This window comes from Pararhizobium qamdonense, assembly GCF_029277445.1.
GTDB lineage: Bacteria > Pseudomonadota > Alphaproteobacteria > Rhizobiales > Rhizobiaceae > Pararhizobium > Pararhizobium qamdonense.
Map to the genome: position 1 here is coordinate 846,047 of NZ_CP119567.1, position 19,822 is coordinate 865,868.

The following is a 19,822-nucleotide window of genomic DNA, read 5'->3' on the forward strand; positions in this document are numbered from 1 at the left end:
CGGATTAACGTATAAGCAATATGAAGATTAGCAAAGAGATGCTGTGAAGAGTATGCACGGTTTCATATTTTTTCCAGCACTGCTGGTAGACATGCTGACGGGAATACAGTGGCCTGCTGCCGGCTAAGGCCGGTGACGTCAGCTCAACGCGTTTAAAATGTGCGCCTTGAATACCGGACGGCGTAAAAACGCACAATCACGATTCCTGATTTACACTTAACAAGGTTGGTTGCACCTTGATTTGCTGTCTGCTTCTTAAACGGAGACGAGATCAATTCCCACCCTTAACAACAGTCTGCGATTCACCATGAATAGTGGAGAATATCGGCTGGAATACTGGTGCCAGAAACTTGGCACCTTGCAGCGACAGGTGGTCCCCGTCCTTATAGAGAACTTTTCCATCGGCCATGGCGTGGCATTTTTCACTGTCGCACAGGGCCTTCATGGGATCGACCAGAAAAGAGCCACTTTCTTCCGCGCTGAGCGTTAATATTTGCCGTGACAGCGCCTGCCTGCGTTGCGTGTATGCGAGCGGAGGAGCGATATCGAGAGACAAGCCGGTCATTTTGGCGCGCGCCAGCGCTTCTGGCACATCACGCCCCATTTCCGGCACGTCCATGACCAAGACGACTCGTGTGCCCTGCTGGGCAAGCTTGGCGATGGTCGTGCGGAAGCTTGCAAGGATGGGGGCAGAGAAGTCTTCCAGTTCCGGCTGAGGTGACGCATCGAAGTAAATTCCCTCGCCTGGCAGTTCCGCCCGGTGAACATATTTGGGCCAGTAACCGACCAGAAAGACGAACGGGAATTTTTCCCTTTCGATCAGGTCCATGATGGCCTTGTTGGTGTCCTTGCACCGATCGACGAAATGCTGGGGACCAAACACTGTATCGGGAAGCGGCGGGCAGGATGCCCGCCCGACAAACTTGCCGGATACGCCGCTTTGAAGCGCCGCATCGCTGATCGCCGGCGCAATGGCCGCTGCGTGAGAATCTCCCCAGACAAGGAATTGAGGCTTCCCATCGCCCGAAGCCCCCATGGCGCAGAGGTTTCCCTCGCGGATGGCACCCAGTTGCAAACCGCTCCCGTCGGTATCCGTAAAGCATTTTTCCGACAGGAACGGACCTTTATCGTAAGTGGCCGCGTACAGCGCGTAGACGTCCTTTGGCAACCGTTGGGGAATACCGCCCATGTCCTTGACGATAAAACCGAACGCGACCGCCGCGATCATGGCGCCGCCACTGACACCGAGCATAATCAGCTTTGACGATGCGACCGCGCCATAACGTGCCGGCTGTTCGATCAAGCGCCAGGAGAGATAGGTGAAGAAAAACGAGAGAACTACGACCTGAACGCTGTTCATGAAAGTCAGTTCATGACCCAGCCAATTTCTGAAAAAGACGATAACGGGCCAATGCCAAAGATAGAGGGAATAGGAGAGCCGCCCGATAGCAACAAAGACACGGCTGTTTAAAACGGCCGCAACAATTCCGTCTTTGGCGCCGGCATGAATGACCAGAGCGGTCGCCACGCATGGGAGCGCCGCGTAAACGCCTGGAAACGGCGTTTCACGGGAATAGAGGAAAACGGCAGCCAAAATGCCACCGATCCCCAAAAGGCTAAGATATTTCGGTAATCCAGCGCGGTAGTCCGGACGCGGCAGTATCGCGACCGCCGAGCCAATCAGAAGCTCCCAAACGCGGAAATGAAGGAAATAGAAGGCTTTTTCCGGGGAATGAAACACCGCCCAACTGCTGGCGGCAAACGATGCCAAAAGCACGGTCAGCAAGATCCCGGTCAAATGTTTTCTGGCGTATCTGTGGGCAAGCACGAGCGCCACGGGAAAGACGATGTAGAATTGCTCTTCCAGCGACAGTGACCAGGTATGCAGCAGCGGTTTGAATTCGGCGGCGATATCGAAGTAGCCGCTCTCGCTCTCAAAAAGCAGGTTCGACGTGAACAGCGCTGCCGCTCTCACACTTTCGGCAAAATATTCAAACTCCTTCGGCATGAAGAGGAACCATGCCACGACTGACGTCGCCAGGATCATTGAAAACAATGCAGGCAGGATGCGGCGGATGCGCCGCAGGTAGAACCTGCCAAAACTGAAGTCATCCTGGTCCAGATCGGCCATGATCACTCTGGCCATGAAATAGCCGGAGAGAACGAAAAACACATCGACTCCGACAAAACCGCCGGGAAACCAGGAGATATCCGCGTGGAAAAACAGGACGGGCAGAATTGCGACGGCTCTTAGTCCGTCAAGGTCTGGCCTGTAATCAAGATGTCTGTTGGCCACTGCTTCCATCCATTTAGCGAACTCACTTGGTCTTCGTCACGCGACGCCTACATGCAGGAGGCCGTGTATAGGAAGGTTTCCGATCGGTGTCCAAATCATTGATCAGAAAAAATGCCGCACTTCTGCAACGTGAACGAACTCCAGAGCGACCATTGAGTGCGCATCATCACTTACTGCAGCCTGTACGGGCATATATGCTACAAGAATAATCCGCAGCACGAATTGTATCGGAATTGCCTATCCCGCAATTGTGGAAGATAAAGGATGATCTTGTTCAATTGTTTGCATCATCCTGCCGCAGATACGCCTGAAATCCTTGGATTACAGCACGGCCAAGCCAGCCTATTTTATCCGAACATCCTGAAATCTAACGGGGAAATACAGAAATCGCTGGCGCTCTACGGGAAAACGGATTTATATTTTACTGCCAAAACTCCAGATACCCGCAGGTTTTTCCTTGAATACAGACATCGATCATCTCCAGAATTTTCGAGCGGAACACCGCAAATGGCTTACCAAGCTGGGAATTTTGGATCGGCCCTGGCTTCTGTTCGGATCTGCGCCTGACCCGACCCTTCCACAGGAAATTCTGCAGAACTGCGCGCGCGTGGATATCAACAATGCGGGAAAAACCGCAAATCAGCTTGGGCTCCCCCCTGCTGACCTGACATTCCGCAAGAAAAAGAAGTCCTGGGAGGAGCACCCCTATGTGCGGACGCGGGGTCTTTTGTGGCTCCATACGAGACCGCTCTGGGTCATGCATCTCAAACTCCTGTTGAAACCCAACGTTCGCTACAAAAGCCTGATGCGGGCAACAAAGAGTGACCGGGAGGCGATCGTTCACCACGTCAGCGGCGGCCTGCCTGCGGAGATCGGAGACGTGGGCAAAGTGACGAACGGCGTTGCAGCGCTGTGTTATGCGCTCTTCATGGGTGTGCCCTCTGTGACGCTGGCTGGCTTCTCCTTGCAGAAAATGGGGCATTCCTACAATGCCAAGGGAAGCGTTCGCAGACAGATCGAGGAGGATACCTTCGTGCTGACGCAATTGCGCGATCGAGGCGATGTCTTCACCACCGAGCGGGACCTTTCAGACTATGTGGGCATCCCGCTTGCCCAAAGCTACCAGGATATCTCCGCCGTAGAGCCTGGTGTAAAACGCTGACCGGGCTGCCGGTCAGGGACGCTCGATCCAACTATAGCCGAAGCGATAGGTGTCGCCGCTTTTTCCCCGATGATAGGGAATGCTGAGAAAACGGCTTTCCAGCCTTTCTGCCGCTATGCCGTTTTTTGCCAGAAATGCGATGATGTTTGGCGGAATGCTCTGCCGATCGTCACCCTCGGCTGACCAAACCGCAAGAAGCAGGCCCGCGGGTACAGGAAGAGTGCCGATTTCTGCGGGAAAGTACGTCAGGAACACGGGTGTATCGGGAAACTCGATCTTCAGATTGCCTGCCAGAATACGGTCATCCACGACGACCCCGCTTGGCTTCGCATCCCGATCGTTCAAAACGCTGTGGGTAAAATCGCTATAGGGTGTATGCGCAAAGGAATAGCGGCCAATCATGGGACCAGCATAAACGCTGGCAAAAAGCATCAGGATTGTGCCAACGGACAGGAAAGCCACAATCCCCACAAACTTTGGCAATCGCGGTGAAGCCTCGATGTGAGCCGCATCGATCTTGGCTGCAAGATAAAGCGGCGTCAGGATAATGAAGAGCACAAGCCATTTTTCGCGGACATGTGTCGCTTGAATTCCGATGACAATAACAGCCACGATCACCAGACAGGCAACGAGCATGCGTCCGGTGACGCGCGTCCATTGGCTTTCAGCCTTGGCGATCTCTTTGAGGTGACCGTAGAAGACAAGGCCGAACACGGCGGCCGGAATGGCGATGCTCTTGACGATCGCGATACACAAGGCGAGGAGCCCATGAAAGACATGGGGTAAGACTGCGGATTCGGCGCCTTCCTTCATTTCGCTGATCGTGCCGCCGCTTGCCAGGGCGAGGTTTGAAAACACCCAGTAGATATGCGGAGCGGCGACGACAAACGCCGCCGCTGCAGCCAGAAGAACTCTCCAGTCGAAAAGTCGCTTGCGCAATTCCGGATCCGGCAAAATGGCGATAACAGCTGCAACGGGGATGACCACGAAATTATACTTCGCAAGGACACCCAGCCCGACAGCAAGACCCGTCATCAGATAGGTGGACAGGCGCGGTGTTTTGAGAGTTTCCAGGAACCCGTAGAGAAACAGAGACACGGTAAACAACGCGGCAACCGTATGAGAAAGGTCGCGTTGCACAAGGAGAAAGATGGCCGGCACGGTCAATATGCCCAGCATCGCCATCATGGAGAGGGCGCGATCCGAGATGATCGCCCGCGCCGCCAACCCATAGAAAAACAGAGCGCACAGCAGAAAGCCGTTTTTTACGATCGTCAATGTGGCGACCGATATTCCGAACATGCCGGAAACGATATATTGCAACCAGTTGTAGAGAGGCGGTTGCGTTCCGTATCCAGCCAGAAAGAACTGGGATAAAAATGCCTGTTCCGACTCGTCGATCTCGAGAGATTCCTGCCGCAGCAACCTGACGGTGACGCTGATCAGGCAATATATCGCCACCAAAAAGAAAACCAGTTCTGGCTTGCGGACCAATAATTTCATCGTCTGCTTTCTACCAATAGCGCCGGAATATTAGGCACCTATATCAAGTTCGGTGCGATTGCCAGCTTGCCGACACCCTCCGCACTGCCGTTCGCAGCAAGCTGACGCTTACGTAATGCAAGCGTTGCCCGGCATTCGCCCTTGAAGGCCATGACGAGGCGGCTATTTTAGTTGCTCGATGAGGATGACACCCCTAAGCTTGCATTTCGACAGAAGGGATGGAACTGGAAAACAAAATGCAGAGTGATGCATATCTCTGGAACTGTTGTGCAGCTGGAAACAACCACCCGCTGCACTTAACCTGACCTGAAACTTGAGAATCGGAACAGTTATGACGGACAAAGCGAACGTATACATCGGCTTCGACAGCAAGGAAGTCGTCGCCTATCACGTGCTCACCCAGAGCATTTTGGAGAAAAGCTCCATCCCAGTCTCTTTCACGCCCATCTCGTTGGACAATGTAGGACAGATTTTCACGCGCGAACGAAATGCGCTTCAATCGACAGAGTTTTCATTTTCCCGGTTCCTGGTCCCATATCTGAGCAATTTTGAAGGCTGGTCCCTGTTTGCCGATTGCGACATGCTCATGCGCACCGATATCGCCAAGCTGTGGGAATTGCGCGACGACCGTTATGCGGCGATGTGCGTCAAACATAACTATGTCCCGAAGGTCGAAACGAAATTTCTCGGGCAGGTTCAGACCAAATACGAGAAAAAGAATTGGTCGAGCGTCATTCTGTTCAACAATGCCAAATGCAAAAAACTTGACCTGGACTATGTCAACAGCGCAACCGGCCTTGAGCTTCACCAGTTCAAATGGCTGGAATCGGAGGAGCTGATCGGCGAACTCCCACCGACCTGGAACTGGCTGGTGAACGAATACGAACACAATGAAAACGCCGATCTCGTGCACTTCACAGACGGCGGCCCCTATTTCGAAGAGTACAAGAACGACGACTATGCGCAGGAGTGGTTTGATGCGCGCGAACGTGTGCTTTTCGTTCAACAGCGTTGAGGCTTGAAGCCGTCATCGATTACAGCCCCGGTTGCGCCGGGGCTGTAGGCCCGTTTTAGAGCGGCGTGCGATGCCTGGAAAATGTGTCGTTGTAGTCCAAGCCGATCAGCTCAAGTGCAGATGTTGACGAGTAGTTTTCGAGCTCGACACCGTTTTCGCTGGCAAATTCTTTGGCGAGCGCCAAATGGCTGAGAATACGGCCCTGTCCCCTTTGAATTCCTGTGAAGCTGCGGGTTTCCTTCTCATAAAAGCGGGGCTCGTTGGCGTTGGCGATGTCTATGCCCAGAAAACCCAGTTTTTTCACCCCCAGCGACAAGGCAAACTGTACCGCTGACACGACGACCGAGCCGCCCCGGAAGACACCGGCACCAGGGTCTGTCGAAAACCCAGCTTCTCCGTCAGTGCTCAGCCTTATGTAAGGCAGCGCCTTCAATTCAGCGATGCCTCTGCGCTTGTGCCGGTATGGTTTTTGAACATCGTCGGAAAAAATGATTTGCCGATGTTGCAGCCAGGATCGATCCTGCTCGCAAATTGCTCTGATCACGCTGACGGAGAAAACGCATGGACAATGCGGCGGAATTCTTTGAAAGAGATCGAAGTGGTTCCAGACAAATCTTTCATCATCGATGACAACGGCGAGTGGTGCTGCGATCTGATCGGGCACGAGATGCAGGGATCCGTTCAAAGGAATGCATGAATTTTCTTCCGCGCGCGACAAGTCGCAACTCCCGATGGAAGGTCCTGTGCCGACGATATAGATGGCCGGGCTTTGCGTATGAATGCCCTCGGCGCTGATCAACCGCCCAACCAGAGTACCGCAGAAATGGATCGAGCCGCGCTCCTGCCGGGTCGGCGGAATGAGCTTGAGACCGGGAAGCCAATCCTGCGCATGGGCGCGGGATTTTCCGCCGAAGAGCTGGGCAGCTAGCTTTATGAACGTCCTTGATAAAGGGCGATTTGCGGGCATTGGCTAACCCTCTCTTTTCATGTGTCGCTCTTGCATATGCGGCTACGACAGCGCGCCGGCCAAGATCAGCATGAGGCTGTCACGGGATATCATCCCCATTCGCTGCCGGTCCAGAGAGGAATTCCGATGTCCTCTGACACTTTCGGATCTGCGGTATATAGGGGACGCTTCTGCGCCAGAAGCTTGGCCACGATCGCCTTGTCCATTTGCACATGCGCACGTGCCAACCCGGCCTGATTGTAGGCGTGCCCTGTCGAGCCCGGATTGATACCGGTGATGATCACCGCCGGCGCTCCGTTGTGAAACGCAAAGAGCACCGCGTTCATACCGTTCGAGCATTTGGATTCCGTGTCGAGTTCCAGGGATTTGACACCGGCGACACGATCAAGGAGTGCCATCCGCTCATACCGGTCAACAATTTGCAGACTGTCATATTGATAGTCGAAAGCCCTCAACCCGTTTTCAAGGCGCGGCCGATCGTCCTTGCGCCATAGAAAAACATAGAGAGCCCCGGTTCGCTGTCCCGACAAGACCCGCCGCACCTCCACGGCATTGGTGTTGGTTCCTTCGATCTGGTTGAACTGCAGGAACGTGATATCCGGCGCCGAGAAGCCCCAGGGCGTTATCGCCGATTGCGAGCCATTGATGGTGATGATCGGAAAATCTGGCTGCCAACCCTTGACCATATTCGATACGGGGGCAGAACCGACGACGACAACGGGCGCCTTGAAGGGCGCGGGTGCAGCGGGCGGCGCTGGCCGGATGATCTGGTACTTGACGTTCCGGTAGAGCCGCTTGCGTGTCTCTGCAATCCACGATGCCATGTTATTTTCTCTTGTTCAGCCAAGCTGAGCGCTGCCCGATCAGCAGCTCTATTTGGTGTCCGCGCTTCTTTTCAAGAATTTCGGCTTCAAGCGCCGCAGGAACAGATCGAGCGAGCGAAACGCATTGGTCAGCGAGATGAGCTTATCGACCTGGGCGTCTGTTTCGCCCAAGCGGCGAGAGATAACGTCTGAAATTGTTGCGGAAATTTCGGTAGTCAAGAGCTCCGGGAACCGCAAAGCCAGTTTTGCATAGCTGCTTGCAGACATACCCTCATAGATCGACAGGTTGCCGGCCCTTGCCGAAAGCCGGAGGAACACTTGCTCGAACGTCCAGTCGTGCACCGAGACCACACGCCATTTGTCGCTCCGTTTCGCCGAGAAACCGGCAAGGACGATCTCGGCTGGAATCTTCTGATCGGTAAGCCACAAAGACATTGCAAAGCCAGTGGTCGGAACTTTATCCGCCGGGTAAAAATCGGCGCAATAGTCCACCAGATCCAGATGGCCAGTCGGTGTATCGAGGTAATCCGCCTGGGTATTGAACCGTTCCGCCGTGCTCAAGCGCACGTTCATGATCCCGAGAAATGTTTCGGCCGCCAATAGTTTGACGACCTCGGCCACTTCACCGCGATAAACGATATTGGCGCCCTTCGGCTGTGCCCTTGATATCAGCAGGGAGTTGCCCGGAAATGGCCGCCCCAAAACCTTGTAGACCTTGTTGAAGAAGACGAAGAGCGCGGTATCGGGATAGTCTCGTTGCAGGCCTTCCATGTCGATGTCATCGCTGTTGGCAACCAAAACGATGTGCGAAAATTGGGCAAAGAGATCCCGCCACTCATTGTGGATTTTCAAGTTGGTTGTCGCACCGGGCCTAGGCAAATTCATGGTTGTTCAATCCGCGCCTGTGGTTATCCGCCTTTCAGCGAATCCAAGCGATTACTTTATAAATCTTTGTTCCTGAAAGCAATTCAGCGGCTCCCTTTGCATTCCGGCTTAGTCTATGACCGGAGCTAGCCGCCGGAGATATCCTGTTCTATATCTGACAATCTTGGGGAGAGTGACCACATCTATGTTCGGCTGGAAGACAAAACGACATATTACCCGGGAACTGGAAATCTCGCCGCCTGCGCCTGAGGCGCATCGCAACGGCATTGCTATCGTGGCCTGCGTCAAGAACGAGGAAACATATATCGAGGAATGGGTGCGCTTTCACCGGGCAGTCGGGGTGAGGCATTTCCACATCTATAATGACGGCTCCACGGATGCGACGCTGGAGGTGCTGCAAGACGTCTTGACGCCCTTGGAACTCACCGTCATGCCGTGGACGATGCGCATGCGCGATCGTAGCACGACCGAAATCCTCAATGGTCAAAACATCGCATTCGCCCATGCGATCCTCAATTACGGAGGCCGGTATCAGCGAATGGCATTCATCGATGTCGATGAGTTCCTTCTTCCGAAACACGGCCAAACGCTCGAGCAGGCTTTACAGGGCGCTGGCGGCTTTCCCAATATTTCATTGCCATGGCATATGTTCGGACATAGCGGCCATAAGGTGCGGCCCCCAAACCCGGTGAGCCTCAGCTATGTCATGCGGGTCTCCGACCCGATGCGCCGGGATAGCGATGCGAACAACTTCAAATGTATTGTCGATCCGGTCGAGGTGACGGGTGTCAGCGTGCATCATTTCAAAACCAGGACCTATGGCGATATCACCGTCAATGATGCCGGCCAAAGATTTTCCGGACGCGACAGAAAATCCTCAGAGTTCTATTCCTCGCAATTTCTTCAACTCAACCACTACTACGCGCGATCGGAGCAGGAACTGCACGAGAAGATCAACCGTGGCTGGTCCTTTGACGGCTCCTCGGAAAAATACAAGCAGAAGGTCCTCTCGTCGATCCGCTATATCGAGGACAATGCCATCGAAGATCGGGCAATGGTGGATTTTGTCGTCAAGAATGATATTGCGTTACAAAGCAGGCAGCAGAGATGACAGCAATACCGCACCATGACACCAGCAACGACGAGGCCATCCCGGCCGCTGATTGCGGCTGGGCGGTGACCGAAAGCAAGGCGGGAACCCTGACGCAATGTGTCGGCGTGTTGAAGCAGCTCACCCCATCTCCCGTGGTGAAAACCATCAACCGGTCACGCGGAATTCGAAAATGGTTCGAGCCTGCGCTCTTCCGGCGCAGCGAGCGGGAACCGGTCGTGCTCGTCTCCTGCGGCTTCAGGGCCGAGAAGGCCACACTGGACATCAAATCGGCCTATGGCGGACGGCCACTGGCCGTTCATCTCCAGCGGCCGCGCATCGACGGTTACGATATGGTCTTCGTCTCACGCCACGACTGGGTGCCGGAACTGGACAATCTGCCCAATTATCATCCGATGGTGGGCGTGCCGCATCAAATTACATCCAAGCGCTTGAGCCCTTTGAGAGAGGATGCGCGTGCGCGTTATGGCCGTGGTGGAAAGCCGATCGCGGCGGTGTTTGTCGGCGGGCCAAACGGCGCCTATCTCTATGACGAAAAAACGCATGATGTGATCAGCCAAGCGGTCCGGCATCTGGAGCTGGAGGGGTGGCGTGTTCTCGTCTCGGTATCGCGCAGATCGGAAGAGGCGACGTTGAAGGCTTTGCTGAAGCTTCGGTCCCCAAACGTTGACGTTTGGGACCGGACCGGTGAAAACCCCTATCTCTCCTATATGGCTGCGGCCGATGGTTTCTTGATTACCAAGGACTCCATAACCATGCCCTGCGAGGCGGTTGCAACGGGAAAGCCCGTCTATTCACTCGAATTGACACATGTGCCAGGGCCACGGCTTGAGAAATTCGAGTTCTATCACCGCGACTTGAGCGATACTTTGGGGCTCACCCGGCCCTATCACGGTCAGATGGAAGCCTATCCCTATCAGCCGCTCGACGAGACCCGGCGGATCGGATCCATCATCCGATCCGTATTGAACCCGGACCCTTGAACTGTCCTCCTCAAGGCCAAGAGCTTAACGGGCTGATACCTTCTGCGCCTCATTCCCGCCAGTGATCGGCAACCCATTTCGTGGGGCGGATATAGTGGCGCAGGTAGCGAAACGGTGCCTTCTTCCGTCGCTTCGTGGCGTCGAAGACCCCCAAAATATGCTGGAGGGGCGACGTCGGCAGGCCCTTCTCTCCGTATTTACCATCGATGGCGTGCTGCGGAAGCAAACCGCGCGGAAAAATGACGACGCGGGCGTCCTTTGGCAATCGCGGCGCCAGGACGTAGTTGAGAGGAAAGGGCCAGCGGCAATCCTGCCGAAAATGCAACACCCACCGCCGCGGAAAAAACGTCACTCCCCCAGGCGCGTTGCGGCTCACAAAGCGCTGTTCATAGCGAAATGTGTCCGCCACACCCTGCGGGTCGGCCCGGAATTTCTGCTGCAGGGGCAAAAGTTTGCCAACGGGAAACCGGAACAGCGATGTCTGCCCCAAACGCTCCAATGGCGTGGTCTGATTTTTTGCCATGACGACATCATCGGGATCGCCGATCTCAAAAAAATCATCGAGTGACGAGACGATCACCAGATCAAGGTCAAGAAATAGAACGGGGCCCTTCAGGCTCCCGAGCTTCTCTCCCCAAAGCCGGGCTTTCGGCCAGATACCCCTTGTGTTCACCGGCATTTCCACATCGAGCGGCGGCAGGTCCTCGCACAGGATTTCCGGATGAAGTCCTATCCGATTGTCCGTGAAGCAGGTGAAGGTAAACGGCGGCGTGATGTTGCGTGCCACCATCGCATAGAGGCGATTGATGAAGGGAGCGCCATATTTTGTTCCCCAGCTGATGCAGATGACCTGCTTAACGCCGCCGCTTGCCGCCAGCACTGTCGAAGCCATATATGTCAAACTCCCCGTGGCGCGCTCTCAACCGATGCGGCGCTGTCCGTTTATGGTTGTATTCAGTTTCCTGCACAAAGTTTCCAGGAGATTGAACAACTGCTTTGCGATCCTGTCAGGTCTTTAGATCACGCGATACCCTTGTCAATCTTTAGCCAATCCAAACCAGTGCTATTTCGGCGGAAAACCGCATGCTGTGGAATGACCCGCCACGACGAGAACTGGGGAGGGAACCGACGAGCTTCTCCCAGTTTCTTTTGCATCGCGCGCCGGTAGACGCTGATTTTACTGCAGCTGCGGTTTTTTCAGGAACTCGTCGCGATCCCCCGATCTGACACGAAGCCAGACTTCGCGGCCGTCGCGCAGGACGCGGACGGGGATTTCCGATCCGGCGCGGCCGCTCTTCCAGACCTTGCGGTAAAAGTCGGCAAGACTGGAAATTTCTCCGTCGCGGACCTCTGCGATAACGTCGCCTCCCCGCAACCCGGCCTGCGCGGCTGGACCATCCGCTGCAACACTCATGACGACCACGTCGCCATTGCTTTCGGCCGCGAAGGCGCCAAGCCAAGGGCGCGGTGGCTTGTTCACGCGTCCAAGCGTGAGCAGATCGTCGAGAATGGGTGGAAGCAGATTGATCGGGACGATCATGTTGATGTCGGAACTCTCTCCGTTCCGGCTCATGACCAGCTTGAGCGAGCCGATACCCAGAAGCTTGCCATCCTGCCCGACGATGGCAGCCCCACCCCAGGATGGATGGGCGGGAGAAACAAAGATCGCTTCATCCAGCAGATATTCCCAATATCCGGCAAACTCGCGTTTCGCGACGATCTTGGTCTCCACCAGCCGGCCAAAACCGTCGGCAAAGACGACGGGATCGCCAACCCTGGTTTTCGATGCGTCGCCGAGCGTCAGCGCCGGGCAGTCCAGGGGCCCCAGCGCCTGGATCAGGCCAAGCCCCGTTTCCTGGTCATAGGCAAGCGCATGACCGGGAATGACCGTGCCATCTGGCCGTGTCAGCCAAACCTCATCCGCCTCAGTGATCAAGTAGCCGATGGTGAGCACCAGGCCATCGTCGCGGATGACGACCCCACTGCCTTCGCGCACCGTGCCCAGCGAGCGGGCCGTGAAGGCATCGTCCGGGATGGATGTCCGAACGGCCACCATCGAGTGTTTGACTGAGTGTACATCCATGTTTCGGTCCCGCCGGATTTTTTTAATCTCTCCTAGAGGTAGGAAGACGTGTGGCACCCCGCAAGTCTCAGGTTACGCATCGCGACGACACAGTCCTCAGCCCTTGCCCCACACTCAGTGCCCCAAAGTTAGCGAGACGCGAAATATCTGACTTACAATCCCAGCCGCAGCGCTGTATGTTCCTCTTTTGTTCAAGGGCGCATTTGCCTTCATAGACCACGCGCAATCAAGCTGGACGCCTCGTGATGTATATGCCCGGCGATGATACTACAGCCATTCCAGATCCAATATCACGGGCTCAAACGCCGGATGAGCCAGTGCGTCAGCGCAAGATCATCCATGTCGACATGGATGCTTTCTATGCATCCGTCGAGCAGCGCGACAATCCGGAGCTGCGCGGCAAGCCGCTTGCCGTTGGCGGATCGGCGGCGCGCGGGGTCGTGGCTGCGGCCAGCTACGAGGCGAGAGTATTCGGCGTGCATTCGGCCATGCCGTCGGTCACTGCCAAACGAAAATGTCCAGACCTGATCTTCGTGCCGCCGCGCTTTGACGTTTACAAGGCGGTCTCCCAGCAGATCCGTGCGATCTTTGCCGAATACACGCCGCTGATCGAGCCGCTATCTCTGGACGAGGCCTATCTCGATGTGACGGAAAACCTGAAAGGCATGGCAATCGCCACCGAGATCGCCGCAGAAATCCGCGCGAGGATCGCTGAGGTGACCGGTCTCAACGCGTCCGCCGGGATTTCCTACAACAAGTTCCTCGCCAAGATGGCGAGCGATCTCAACAAGCCCAATGGGCAAGCCGTGATTACGCCAAAGAACGGCCCAGGCTTTGTCGAGGCTTTGCCAGTGAAGAAGTTTCATGGCGTTGGACCGGCAACCGCCGAGCGGATGCGCAAATACGGCATCGAAACCGGACTTGATCTGAAGCAGAAATCGCTGGCTTTCCTTCAGGAGCATTTCGGCAAGTCCGGTCCCTATTTCTACGGGATCGCGCGCGGTATCGATGAGCGCCTCGTCCGGCCCGACCAGATCCGCAAATCCGCCGGTGCGGAGGACACGTTCGTTGAGGATATCACCGATTTCGATCTGGCCCGGCTGGAGCTTAAGCCGCTTGCCGAAAAGGTCTGGCGCTATTGCGAGGCGCAGGGGATCAGCGGCAAGACTGTAACAGTGAAGATCAAATATTCCGATTTCACCCAGGCGACGCGCAGCCGCACGAAAGCGACGCCCGTTGCAAATGCCGCAGATATCCTCGACACCGCATCGGCACTTCTGGCCACGGTCTATCCGTTCAAACGCGCCATCCGACTGCTGGGCGTGACCCTGTCGTCGCTGACAAACGCTTCCGTTGGCGACGACGCAGAACAGCAGCCGCAATTCGATCTCGATTTATAGATGCTCAAATCCTCCAAAACGAAAAAGCCTGCCGCGGGAGGAGGTGCGGCAGGCTTTTCGAAAAGAACCGAACAGCGACTGGGAGGAGGAGTGCCGCTGTTCCTTCAGGCGCCCCTTGGGAGGAGGAGTGGGCCGCCTGAAATTCGAAGCTCTGCGGGAGGAGGTGCATTGCTTCGATGGAAATGATCATACGCTGATCGCGATGATTTCAAAGCGTTTATGCTGCAGTGCAGCTATGCAGGAAATGCACATCGGAAAATGCTGCGTTCCAGCGGGTCTCTGCCCCGTCAGCAAGGCCGAAACGCAAAACGCCCGCACAGGGCGGGCGCTTCATCATAACTCAAGGCTTGCTTAGAAAGCTACGGCTGCGCGGGCAACGCTGCGGATATCGTCGCGGGCAATACCCAGATCGTTCAGCTCGCGGTTGGTCATACGGCCGAGTTCGGATACGGTCTGACGATACTTGCGCCAGTTGTTCAAAGTGCGTGCTACGTTCATGATGATCCCCTTTCGTGAGGTTCTGTTGACGTCAGCAACCGCTATTGGTTCCGGCGTCGTTTGATGAAGAGAATATAGGCCGTTCTCTTTGATCAGAATATCGACAATGCATCACAGCACCTATGCACCGGCTGCAGCGCTCATGGCGCAGCTGCCCAACTTGCGGCCGCTATACCCCGGCGCGTGGCGGCATCAACGTTAGCCGGCGCTGGGGCTTATCACTTCCAGCGTCGATTGAAGCAGCATGCGAGCGCCGGCCACACAATGGTCCGGCTCCACATACTCAGCCTCATTGTGGCTAAGGCCATCCCTGCAGGGCACGAAGATCATCGCGGCCGGTGCTATACGCGCCACGTAGAGCGCATCGTGAAAGGCGCCGGAGACCATATGCTTGAACCCGAGCCCCAAATGACGCGCCGCCCTTTCCACACCTTCGATCACGGGCTGGGAGAACCGGGCCGGGCTCATATCGAATGTCCGGCGGATATCGGCTTTGCAGCCACGCGGGGCCACCGACGATCGGAAGGCTTCCGAGACCTGTGCCTCGATCTTGTCCAGGCGATCTGATTGCGGATGGCGCAGGTCGATGCTGAGGCTGACGGATCCTGGAATTGCATTGACGGAGCCGGGAAGTGCTGTGATCCTTCCGACCGTCAGGCGCGCATCGCCGTCTTCGGGCATGACGGTTTCGTAAAGCGTATGCAGCGCATGGGTCACCGCCATCATCGGATCGCGGCGAAACGCCAGTTGCGTTGTACCCGCATGCGCGGCCTGGCCGGTAACGGTGATGTCGAGCCAACGGGTTCCCTGCACGCCGGTGACGATGCCGATCGGGATATTTTCGTTTTCCAGGGACGGCCCCTGTTCGATATGAAGCTCGAGATATCCTGAAATCGGAAATCCGAGCGGCCTGCGTTCAGCGACCGTCGAGTCCGCAAGCGTCTCGGCGAGGGCGTCACGCCAAAAGACGCCGTCCGTTCCACGGATATCCTGCCAATCCTGCGGAATATGCCCCAGCGAAAATGCCATGGAGCCCATCGCACCCGGTGCAAAGCGGCTGCCTTCCTCGTTTGTCCAGGCAACCACCTCAATCGGCGCCTCGGTTTCCAGTCCCGCATCCTCCAGAGCCTCGAGAACCTCAAAGGCGGCCAGCGTGCCAAGGGCGCCATCATAGCGTCCGCCCGTCGGCTGGCTGTCGAGATGACTGCCGATCAGAAAGGGGGCAAGGCCGCCGTTTTTGCCATCGCGGCGAATGAACAGGTTGGCGAGCGGATCCTGGAAGACGCGGAAACCGCGCTCCAGCGCCAGGCCTGCCAGCAGCGCGCGGGCAGCCTGATCTTGACGTCCCAGCGCTGCCCGGTTGACGCCGCCTGCCGGCGTTGCGCCGATTGCCGCGAAATCATCCAGTCTTTTCAGAAGGCGTGCAGCGTTGATGTCTGCGGAGCAGATCATTTCTTCAGTCCGTTGATAAAGGCCGTGACACGCGCCTTTTCGACCTTGTTCCACCAGACGCCGTCATATTTCAGCGAACTGGCAACGATGACGCCATCGACGATGTCAAGGATATCGCGGGCATTGTCGGGCGTGACGCCGCTGCCGACCAGGGTTGGCAGGCCGGCGGCCTCCTTGATCAGACGGATATAGCCGAGATCGGCTGCATGGCCGGTACGTTGGCCGGTGGCAATTACCGCGTCGGCGTCAAAGAAGACGAGATCCTTGACCTGCTCTTCCACCGGCCGGTCGGCAACGATCGCGTGCGCACCGTGCTTCACATGCGCATCGGCAAAGATCCGGATGCCGTTGGCTCTGAGCTTTGCGCGATAACGCATGGCGCGGGCGGCCTCGCCTTCAATGAACCCTTCATTCGCGACATAGGCATTGGCCCACTGGTTGACGCGCACGAAACCGGCACCGCTGGCACCGGCAATGGCCAGTGCCGGAATGGCCGCATTGGCCAGAACGTTGATGCCGATCGGACGCCCGAGTTCACGGCGGATGCGATCCGATATGACCGACATATAGGCGGCGGTTTCCGGTCCGATATCATCCGGCTTGGAGAAGGGAATATCGCCGTGGTTTTCCACGATGACACCATCGCAACCACCCTCCAGATAGGCGCGGGCATCCTCCAGGCCCTGGCTGTAGATGTCCTCTATGGCTTCGCCGTTATAACGCGGAGCCCCCGGCAGAGGTGCCAGGTGCACGACGCCGATAACGGCTTTGCTACGGCCGAAGAGGGAGGTGATGGCATCGCCTGCGCCCGGGCCGACCGGTTTTGAGGATTGTGTCATGGGTGTTCCGTTTCTGATGTTTCAATGAGAGTTGAAAGTTCTTGGGCCGTTGGGCATGAGGAAAGCGTGCCTGTTCGCGTCACCGCCAGCGCGGACGCCTGGACGGCAATGCGGATCGCCCTTTGCGGATGCATACCCTTTGCCAAGCATCCCGCGAAGATGCCGCACAGCACATCCCCCGCACCACTGGTATCGATTGCCGCAACCCTGGGGGCCTCAATATGGATTGCGGCTACACCGGCACCGGGAAGAAGCAGGCAACCTTTTGAGCCGAGGGTGACCACCACAGAATGCGCGCCGAGTTCCAGTATCTTGGCGGCAGCCTCTGATGCAACAGCAACGCCCGAGAGCGCCTCCGCCTCCCCTTGATTGACGATGACGATATCGAAGTCCTCAAACCCCGGCCGGACGCCGGCAACAAGCGGGCTGGCATTCAGCACGGTTGTCAGTCCTTTGGCCCGCGCCGCGCGCAGGCAGGCGCTGGTGACGCCTGCCGCAAGATTGCCCTGCATGATCAGCACGTCGCCGGGCTCGATGCTGTCGAGCAGGCCGGTCTGCTTGATCGGATCAAAAGCCAGGGCGCAGGAAACGCCACTGATGATGATGTTCTCGCCGCCTTCATCGACCGCGACGGTCGAGCGGTCAGTCGGCAGATCCAAATCCGTCAGGCAGGCACTGTCGATCTCGCCGGCGAGCATCTGGCGGATCCATGCGCCGTTGGCATCCCGGCCGATTGCGGCCCAAAGCGTGACGGGCACCCCGGTGCGGGCAGCGGCAATGGCCTGATTGGCCCCCTTGCCGCCGAGCCCATCGGCATGCCCCAAGGCATTCCGCGTCTCGCCCGCTTCTGGAAAGCGGTCGAGACGGAAGGTGGTGTCGATGCAGACATTGCCAACGACATGCACGCGCATGGATCAGGCTTTCGCCGTTGCCCAGGCCAGCATCTGCTCGAACAGGGTCTTGTAGCCCGGCCAGGCGATGAAGCTCGACGGCAGCCAATGCGGACCGACATCGGAGGTCCAGGCGACGGTGCGGCCCTTGCCATAGGTGCCGGTGACCAAAAGAGGCTGCGAACCGTAATCGGTCGAAACGGTCGCCAGCACCTCGGCTCCGTCCTTCACCGTCACTTCGTTATATCCCAGCAGAACCGGCCAGTCCGTGCCGAGACCCTTGAGGATCGGGTGGCTTTCCGTGCCGGTCACCACAGGCGCAAACCCTTCCGGTACCTCGACGCGGTCATCGACGGACAGGCAGGAAACCGGCAGAACGTCCTCGACCGGCGTCCTGTGGTAACGGGCGCCGCCATTGATGCCCTGGAAGCTGTAATAGCCGCCGAACATCAGCAGGGCGCCGCCATTGCGGACATAGTCACGCAGCAGGCGAAGACGGTTTGGCGTGGTCTTGGAGTGGATCCAGGTGTCTGGATGCAGCAAAAGCGTGTTGGCGCCAATATCCGACAGGATGATTGCGTCATAGGCAGACAGCGCTTCCAGGGTCTGCGGAAAATCGCGTTGCGCCTCATGGGCCGGCATGAACTGGACATCGAAGGGGCTGTCCTTCAGCACGGCCAGAAGTTCATCGGCACCGGTGTGATAGGTCACGGTCGGGAACTGGTCGAAACCCTTGATGTGGGTCGCTGTGGAAACCCAGGATTCGCCAGCGAGAAGGACTTTGGACTTGGACATAAAAACTCCTTGGACTTTATTGCCAGCGTTTAGAGCACGGCGGAGAAAACGGATTTCGGATTGTCGATCAGCATGAGGTCAATGGCTGCTTGATCGACCCCATGACGCTTCAGGCGCGGCAGGAAATGTTTCAGAATGAAGCCATATCCGAAGCCGCCGTAACGGGTGAGCATGATTTTCAGGAACACGTCCTGTGACAGGAGAACGCGATCACTATGACCCATATCGATCAGCGAGCGGATCGCGCGCGCGTTCTGTTCGTCGGATGGCGATTGGGCGTCTTGATCGGCATAGTAGAAGTCCATGCCGATCATGTCATATTCCAGAAATGCGCCACGCTCTGCCAAAGCCTTCTGGTAAGGCAGATCGTCATGGCTGGGGTTCATGTGGCAGAGGACGGTGTGGCGCAAATCGGCACCTTCCGCCTCGACAATATCGAGAACCTCATGAGCCAGCCGTTCCCAACCCGGTAGATGAATGGACAGCGGCACTCCCGTGATTTTCGAGGCGCGGGCGGCGGCCCGCAGCGACTTGCGTTCCTCCGGTGTGAAATCCTTGCTGACGCCGATTTCGCCGATAATGCCAGCCATCACGTCCGGCTGCGCCGTACCGCCGCCGACATCATTGACGATGAATTCGGTGACCTCATCGACATCCATATTTTTCAGCCAATCGGGATGGCTGAATTCGAGATAGAAGCCGGTCCCCATGACGATCTTGAGGCCGGACATCTTTGCGATGCGGGCGAGTTTCGCCGGCTCCCGGCCGATGCCGATATTCGTGGTATCGACCACCGTGTGCCCGCCGAGCGCCTGAAACCGTTTCAACTCCGAGAGTGCCAGATCGCTGTCATCGAGCGAGACGTTGTCGCGGTTCATATAGGGGTTCATCCGCAATTCGCCGATGATCTCCATGCTGACCTTTTGCTCGCCGATCGCTTGCGCTTCCGGATGGCAGGGGCAACGCCAGGATTTTGCGCCGTCGAGCAGAATGTGCTCGTGCATCAGCGTGATCCCCATCTCAGCGACCCGCACTGGCCCCAGAACGGTCATCACCGCTCCCGTTTTGACACCGATCTCCACGCGCTCTTTCGGCGCTTTATCGAACAAATGGTCCATC

Annotated in this window: 19 protein-coding genes; 6 read left to right on the forward strand and 13 right to left on the reverse strand. The window is 56.9% G+C overall.

All coding sequences use genetic code 11. The annotated features are described in order from the left end of the window. Positions 1-271 precede the first annotated feature (271 nt). Positions 272-2,305: an acyltransferase family protein gene (locus PYR65_RS25015; protein WP_276121426.1), complete on the reverse strand. Its 2,034-nt coding sequence runs from the start codon at positions 2,303-2,305 to the stop codon at positions 272-274. A gap of 255 nt (positions 2,306-2,560) precedes the next feature. Here PYR65_RS25015 and PYR65_RS25020 point away from each other — a divergent pair, with 255 nt between their 5' ends. Both PYR65_RS25020 and PYR65_RS30490 read left to right on the forward strand, forming a co-directional pair. After that, positions 2,561-2,863 carry a hypothetical protein gene (locus tag PYR65_RS25020; RefSeq protein ID WP_276121427.1) on the forward strand — a complete coding sequence of 101 codons (303 nt, stop codon included), beginning with the start codon at positions 2,561-2,563 and terminating at the stop codon, positions 2,861-2,863. After that, on the forward strand, positions 2,754-3,458 hold the full coding sequence (locus PYR65_RS30490; protein WP_328518512.1) for a hypothetical protein: 705 nt from the start codon (positions 2,754-2,756) through the stop codon (positions 3,456-3,458). Before PYR65_RS25020 ends, PYR65_RS30490 begins: the two co-directional genes overlap by 110 nt. 12 nt (positions 3,459-3,470) lie before the next feature. Here the strand turns inward: PYR65_RS30490 and PYR65_RS25030 are convergent, their stop codons facing one another. After that, positions 3,471-4,961 carry an ArnT family glycosyltransferase gene (locus PYR65_RS25030; RefSeq protein WP_276121429.1) on the reverse strand — a complete coding sequence of 497 codons (1,491 nt, stop codon included), beginning with the start codon at positions 4,959-4,961 and terminating at the stop codon, positions 3,471-3,473. A 331-nt stretch (positions 4,962-5,292) separates the two neighbouring features. Between PYR65_RS25030 and PYR65_RS25035 the strand changes: the two genes are divergently transcribed. Then, positions 5,293-5,976 (forward strand): glycosyltransferase family protein, encoded by a 684-nt coding sequence (locus tag PYR65_RS25035; RefSeq protein ID WP_060637369.1) that lies wholly within the window; start codon positions 5,293-5,295, stop codon positions 5,974-5,976. A gap of 55 nt (positions 5,977-6,031) precedes the next feature. Here PYR65_RS25035 and PYR65_RS25040 read toward each other — a convergent pair whose 3' ends face one another. From PYR65_RS25040 to PYR65_RS25050, 3 genes are all read right to left on the reverse strand, one after another. Beyond that, a complete protein-coding gene (locus PYR65_RS25040; protein WP_276121430.1) occupies positions 6,032-6,943 on the reverse strand; it encodes a glycosyl transferase in 912 nt (303 codons plus the stop codon). Positions 6,944-7,032: 89 nt separating this feature from the next. Continuing rightward, a complete protein-coding gene (locus PYR65_RS25045; protein WP_276121431.1) occupies positions 7,033-7,767 on the reverse strand; it encodes a membrane-anchored protein in 735 nt (244 codons plus the stop codon). Between the two features lie 48 nt (positions 7,768-7,815). Beyond that, positions 7,816-8,652, reverse strand: a complete 837-nt coding sequence (locus PYR65_RS25050) for a 3-deoxy-manno-octulosonate cytidylyltransferase (protein WP_276121432.1) — start codon at positions 8,650-8,652, stop codon at positions 7,816-7,818. A 184-nt stretch (positions 8,653-8,836) separates the two neighbouring features. Between PYR65_RS25050 and PYR65_RS25055 the strand changes: the two genes are divergently transcribed. Next, positions 8,837-9,763: a glycosyltransferase family 92 protein gene (locus tag PYR65_RS25055; protein ID WP_276121819.1), complete on the forward strand. Its 927-nt coding sequence runs from the start codon at positions 8,837-8,839 to the stop codon at positions 9,761-9,763. Then, positions 9,760-10,746, forward strand: coding sequence for a mitochondrial fission ELM1 family protein (locus tag PYR65_RS25060; RefSeq protein ID WP_276121433.1), 987 nt, complete (start codon positions 9,760-9,762; stop codon positions 10,744-10,746). The genes PYR65_RS25055 and PYR65_RS25060 overlap by 4 nt, the downstream gene beginning before the upstream one ends. A 49-nt stretch (positions 10,747-10,795) precedes the next feature. On the opposite strand, the gene PYR65_RS25065 is transcribed toward PYR65_RS25060, so the two are convergent. Both PYR65_RS25065 and PYR65_RS25070 read right to left on the reverse strand, forming a co-directional pair. Continuing rightward, on the reverse strand, positions 10,796-11,638 hold the full coding sequence (locus PYR65_RS25065) for a glycosyl transferase (RefSeq protein WP_276121434.1): 843 nt from the start codon (positions 11,636-11,638) through the stop codon (positions 10,796-10,798). Positions 11,639-11,923: 285 nt separating this feature from the next. After that, entirely contained in the window at positions 11,924-12,829 is a 906-nt protein-coding gene (locus PYR65_RS25070) for a S1C family serine protease (protein WP_276121435.1), read from the reverse strand. A 347-nt stretch (positions 12,830-13,176) separates the two neighbouring features. On the opposite strand from PYR65_RS25070, the gene dinB reads away from it, so the two are divergent. Then, positions 13,177-14,229, forward strand: a complete 1,053-nt coding sequence (gene dinB, locus PYR65_RS25075; protein ID WP_276121820.1) for a DNA polymerase IV — start codon at positions 13,177-13,179, stop codon at positions 14,227-14,229. A 351-nt stretch (positions 14,230-14,580) separates the two neighbouring features. Here dinB and PYR65_RS25080 read toward each other — a convergent pair whose 3' ends face one another. The 6 genes from PYR65_RS25080 to PYR65_RS25105 all read right to left on the reverse strand — a co-directional run bounded on the left by PYR65_RS25080 (position 14,581) and on the right by PYR65_RS25105 (position 19,821). Then, positions 14,581-14,727, reverse strand: a complete 147-nt coding sequence (locus PYR65_RS25080; protein WP_276121436.1) for a DUF1127 domain-containing protein — start codon at positions 14,725-14,727, stop codon at positions 14,581-14,583. Between the two features lie 198 nt (positions 14,728-14,925). After that, positions 14,926-16,179 carry a Zn-dependent hydrolase gene (locus PYR65_RS25085; protein ID WP_276121437.1) on the reverse strand — a complete coding sequence of 418 codons (1,254 nt, stop codon included), beginning with the start codon at positions 16,177-16,179 and terminating at the stop codon, positions 14,926-14,928. Next, entirely contained in the window at positions 16,176-17,018 is an 843-nt protein-coding gene (locus PYR65_RS25090) for a BtpA/SgcQ family protein (protein WP_060637521.1), read from the reverse strand. Before PYR65_RS25090 ends, PYR65_RS25085 begins: the two co-directional genes overlap by 4 nt. After that, positions 17,015-17,929: a ribokinase gene (locus tag PYR65_RS25095; protein WP_276121438.1), complete on the reverse strand. Its 915-nt coding sequence runs from the start codon at positions 17,927-17,929 to the stop codon at positions 17,015-17,017. The genes PYR65_RS25090 and PYR65_RS25095 overlap by 4 nt, the downstream gene beginning before the upstream one ends. 3 nt (positions 17,930-17,932) lie before the next feature. Beyond that, positions 17,933-18,703 (reverse strand): glutamine amidotransferase, encoded by a 771-nt coding sequence (locus tag PYR65_RS25100; RefSeq protein WP_276121439.1) that lies wholly within the window; start codon positions 18,701-18,703, stop codon positions 17,933-17,935. A gap of 29 nt (positions 18,704-18,732) precedes the next feature. Beyond that, positions 18,733-19,821 (reverse strand): phosphotriesterase family protein, encoded by a 1,089-nt coding sequence (locus PYR65_RS25105; RefSeq protein ID WP_276121440.1) that lies wholly within the window; start codon positions 19,819-19,821, stop codon positions 18,733-18,735. Position 19,822 lies beyond the last annotated feature (1 nt).

Coding starts and splice junctions, on each gene's coding strand:
- PYR65_RS25080 (WP_276121436.1), bottom strand. CDS start 14,727: ATGAACGTAGCACGCACTTTGAACAACTGGCGCAAGTATCGTCAGACC.
- PYR65_RS25095 (WP_276121438.1), bottom strand. CDS start 17,929: ATGCGCGTGCATGTCGTTGGCAATGTCTGCATCGACACCACCTTCCGT.
- PYR65_RS25085 (WP_276121437.1), bottom strand. CDS start 16,179: ATGATCTGCTCCGCAGACATCAACGCTGCACGCCTTCTGAAAAGACTG.
- PYR65_RS25100 (WP_276121439.1), bottom strand. CDS start 18,703: ATGTCCAAGTCCAAAGTCCTTCTCGCTGGCGAATCCTGGGTTTCCACA.
- PYR65_RS25050 (WP_276121432.1), bottom strand. CDS start 8,652: ATGAATTTGCCTAGGCCCGGTGCGACAACCAACTTGAAAATCCACAAT.
- PYR65_RS25070 (WP_276121435.1), bottom strand. CDS start 12,829: ATGGATGTACACTCAGTCAAACACTCGATGGTGGCCGTTCGGACATCC.
- PYR65_RS25030 (WP_276121429.1), bottom strand. CDS start 4,961: ATGAAATTATTGGTCCGCAAGCCAGAACTGGTTTTCTTTTTGGTGGCG.
- PYR65_RS25105 (WP_276121440.1), bottom strand. CDS start 19,821: ATGGACCATTTGTTCGATAAAGCGCCGAAAGAGCGCGTGGAGATCGGT.
- PYR65_RS25020 (WP_276121427.1), top strand. CDS start 2,561: ATGATCTTGTTCAATTGTTTGCATCATCCTGCCGCAGATACGCCTGAA.
- PYR65_RS25035 (WP_060637369.1), top strand. CDS start 5,293: ATGACGGACAAAGCGAACGTATACATCGGCTTCGACAGCAAGGAAGTC.
- PYR65_RS25040 (WP_276121430.1), bottom strand. CDS start 6,943: ATGCCCGCAAATCGCCCTTTATCAAGGACGTTCATAAAGCTAGCTGCC.
- PYR65_RS25065 (WP_276121434.1), bottom strand. CDS start 11,638: ATGGCTTCGACAGTGCTGGCGGCAAGCGGCGGCGTTAAGCAGGTCATC.
- PYR65_RS25060 (WP_276121433.1), top strand. CDS start 9,760: ATGACAGCAATACCGCACCATGACACCAGCAACGACGAGGCCATCCCG.
- dinB (WP_276121820.1), top strand. CDS start 13,177: ATGGATGCTTTCTATGCATCCGTCGAGCAGCGCGACAATCCGGAGCTG.
- PYR65_RS25090 (WP_060637521.1), bottom strand. CDS start 17,018: ATGACACAATCCTCAAAACCGGTCGGCCCGGGCGCAGGCGATGCCATC.
- PYR65_RS25055 (WP_276121819.1), top strand. CDS start 8,837: ATGTTCGGCTGGAAGACAAAACGACATATTACCCGGGAACTGGAAATC.
- PYR65_RS25015 (WP_276121426.1), bottom strand. CDS start 2,305: ATGGAAGCAGTGGCCAACAGACATCTTGATTACAGGCCAGACCTTGAC.
- PYR65_RS25045 (WP_276121431.1), bottom strand. CDS start 7,767: ATGGCATCGTGGATTGCAGAGACACGCAAGCGGCTCTACCGGAACGTC.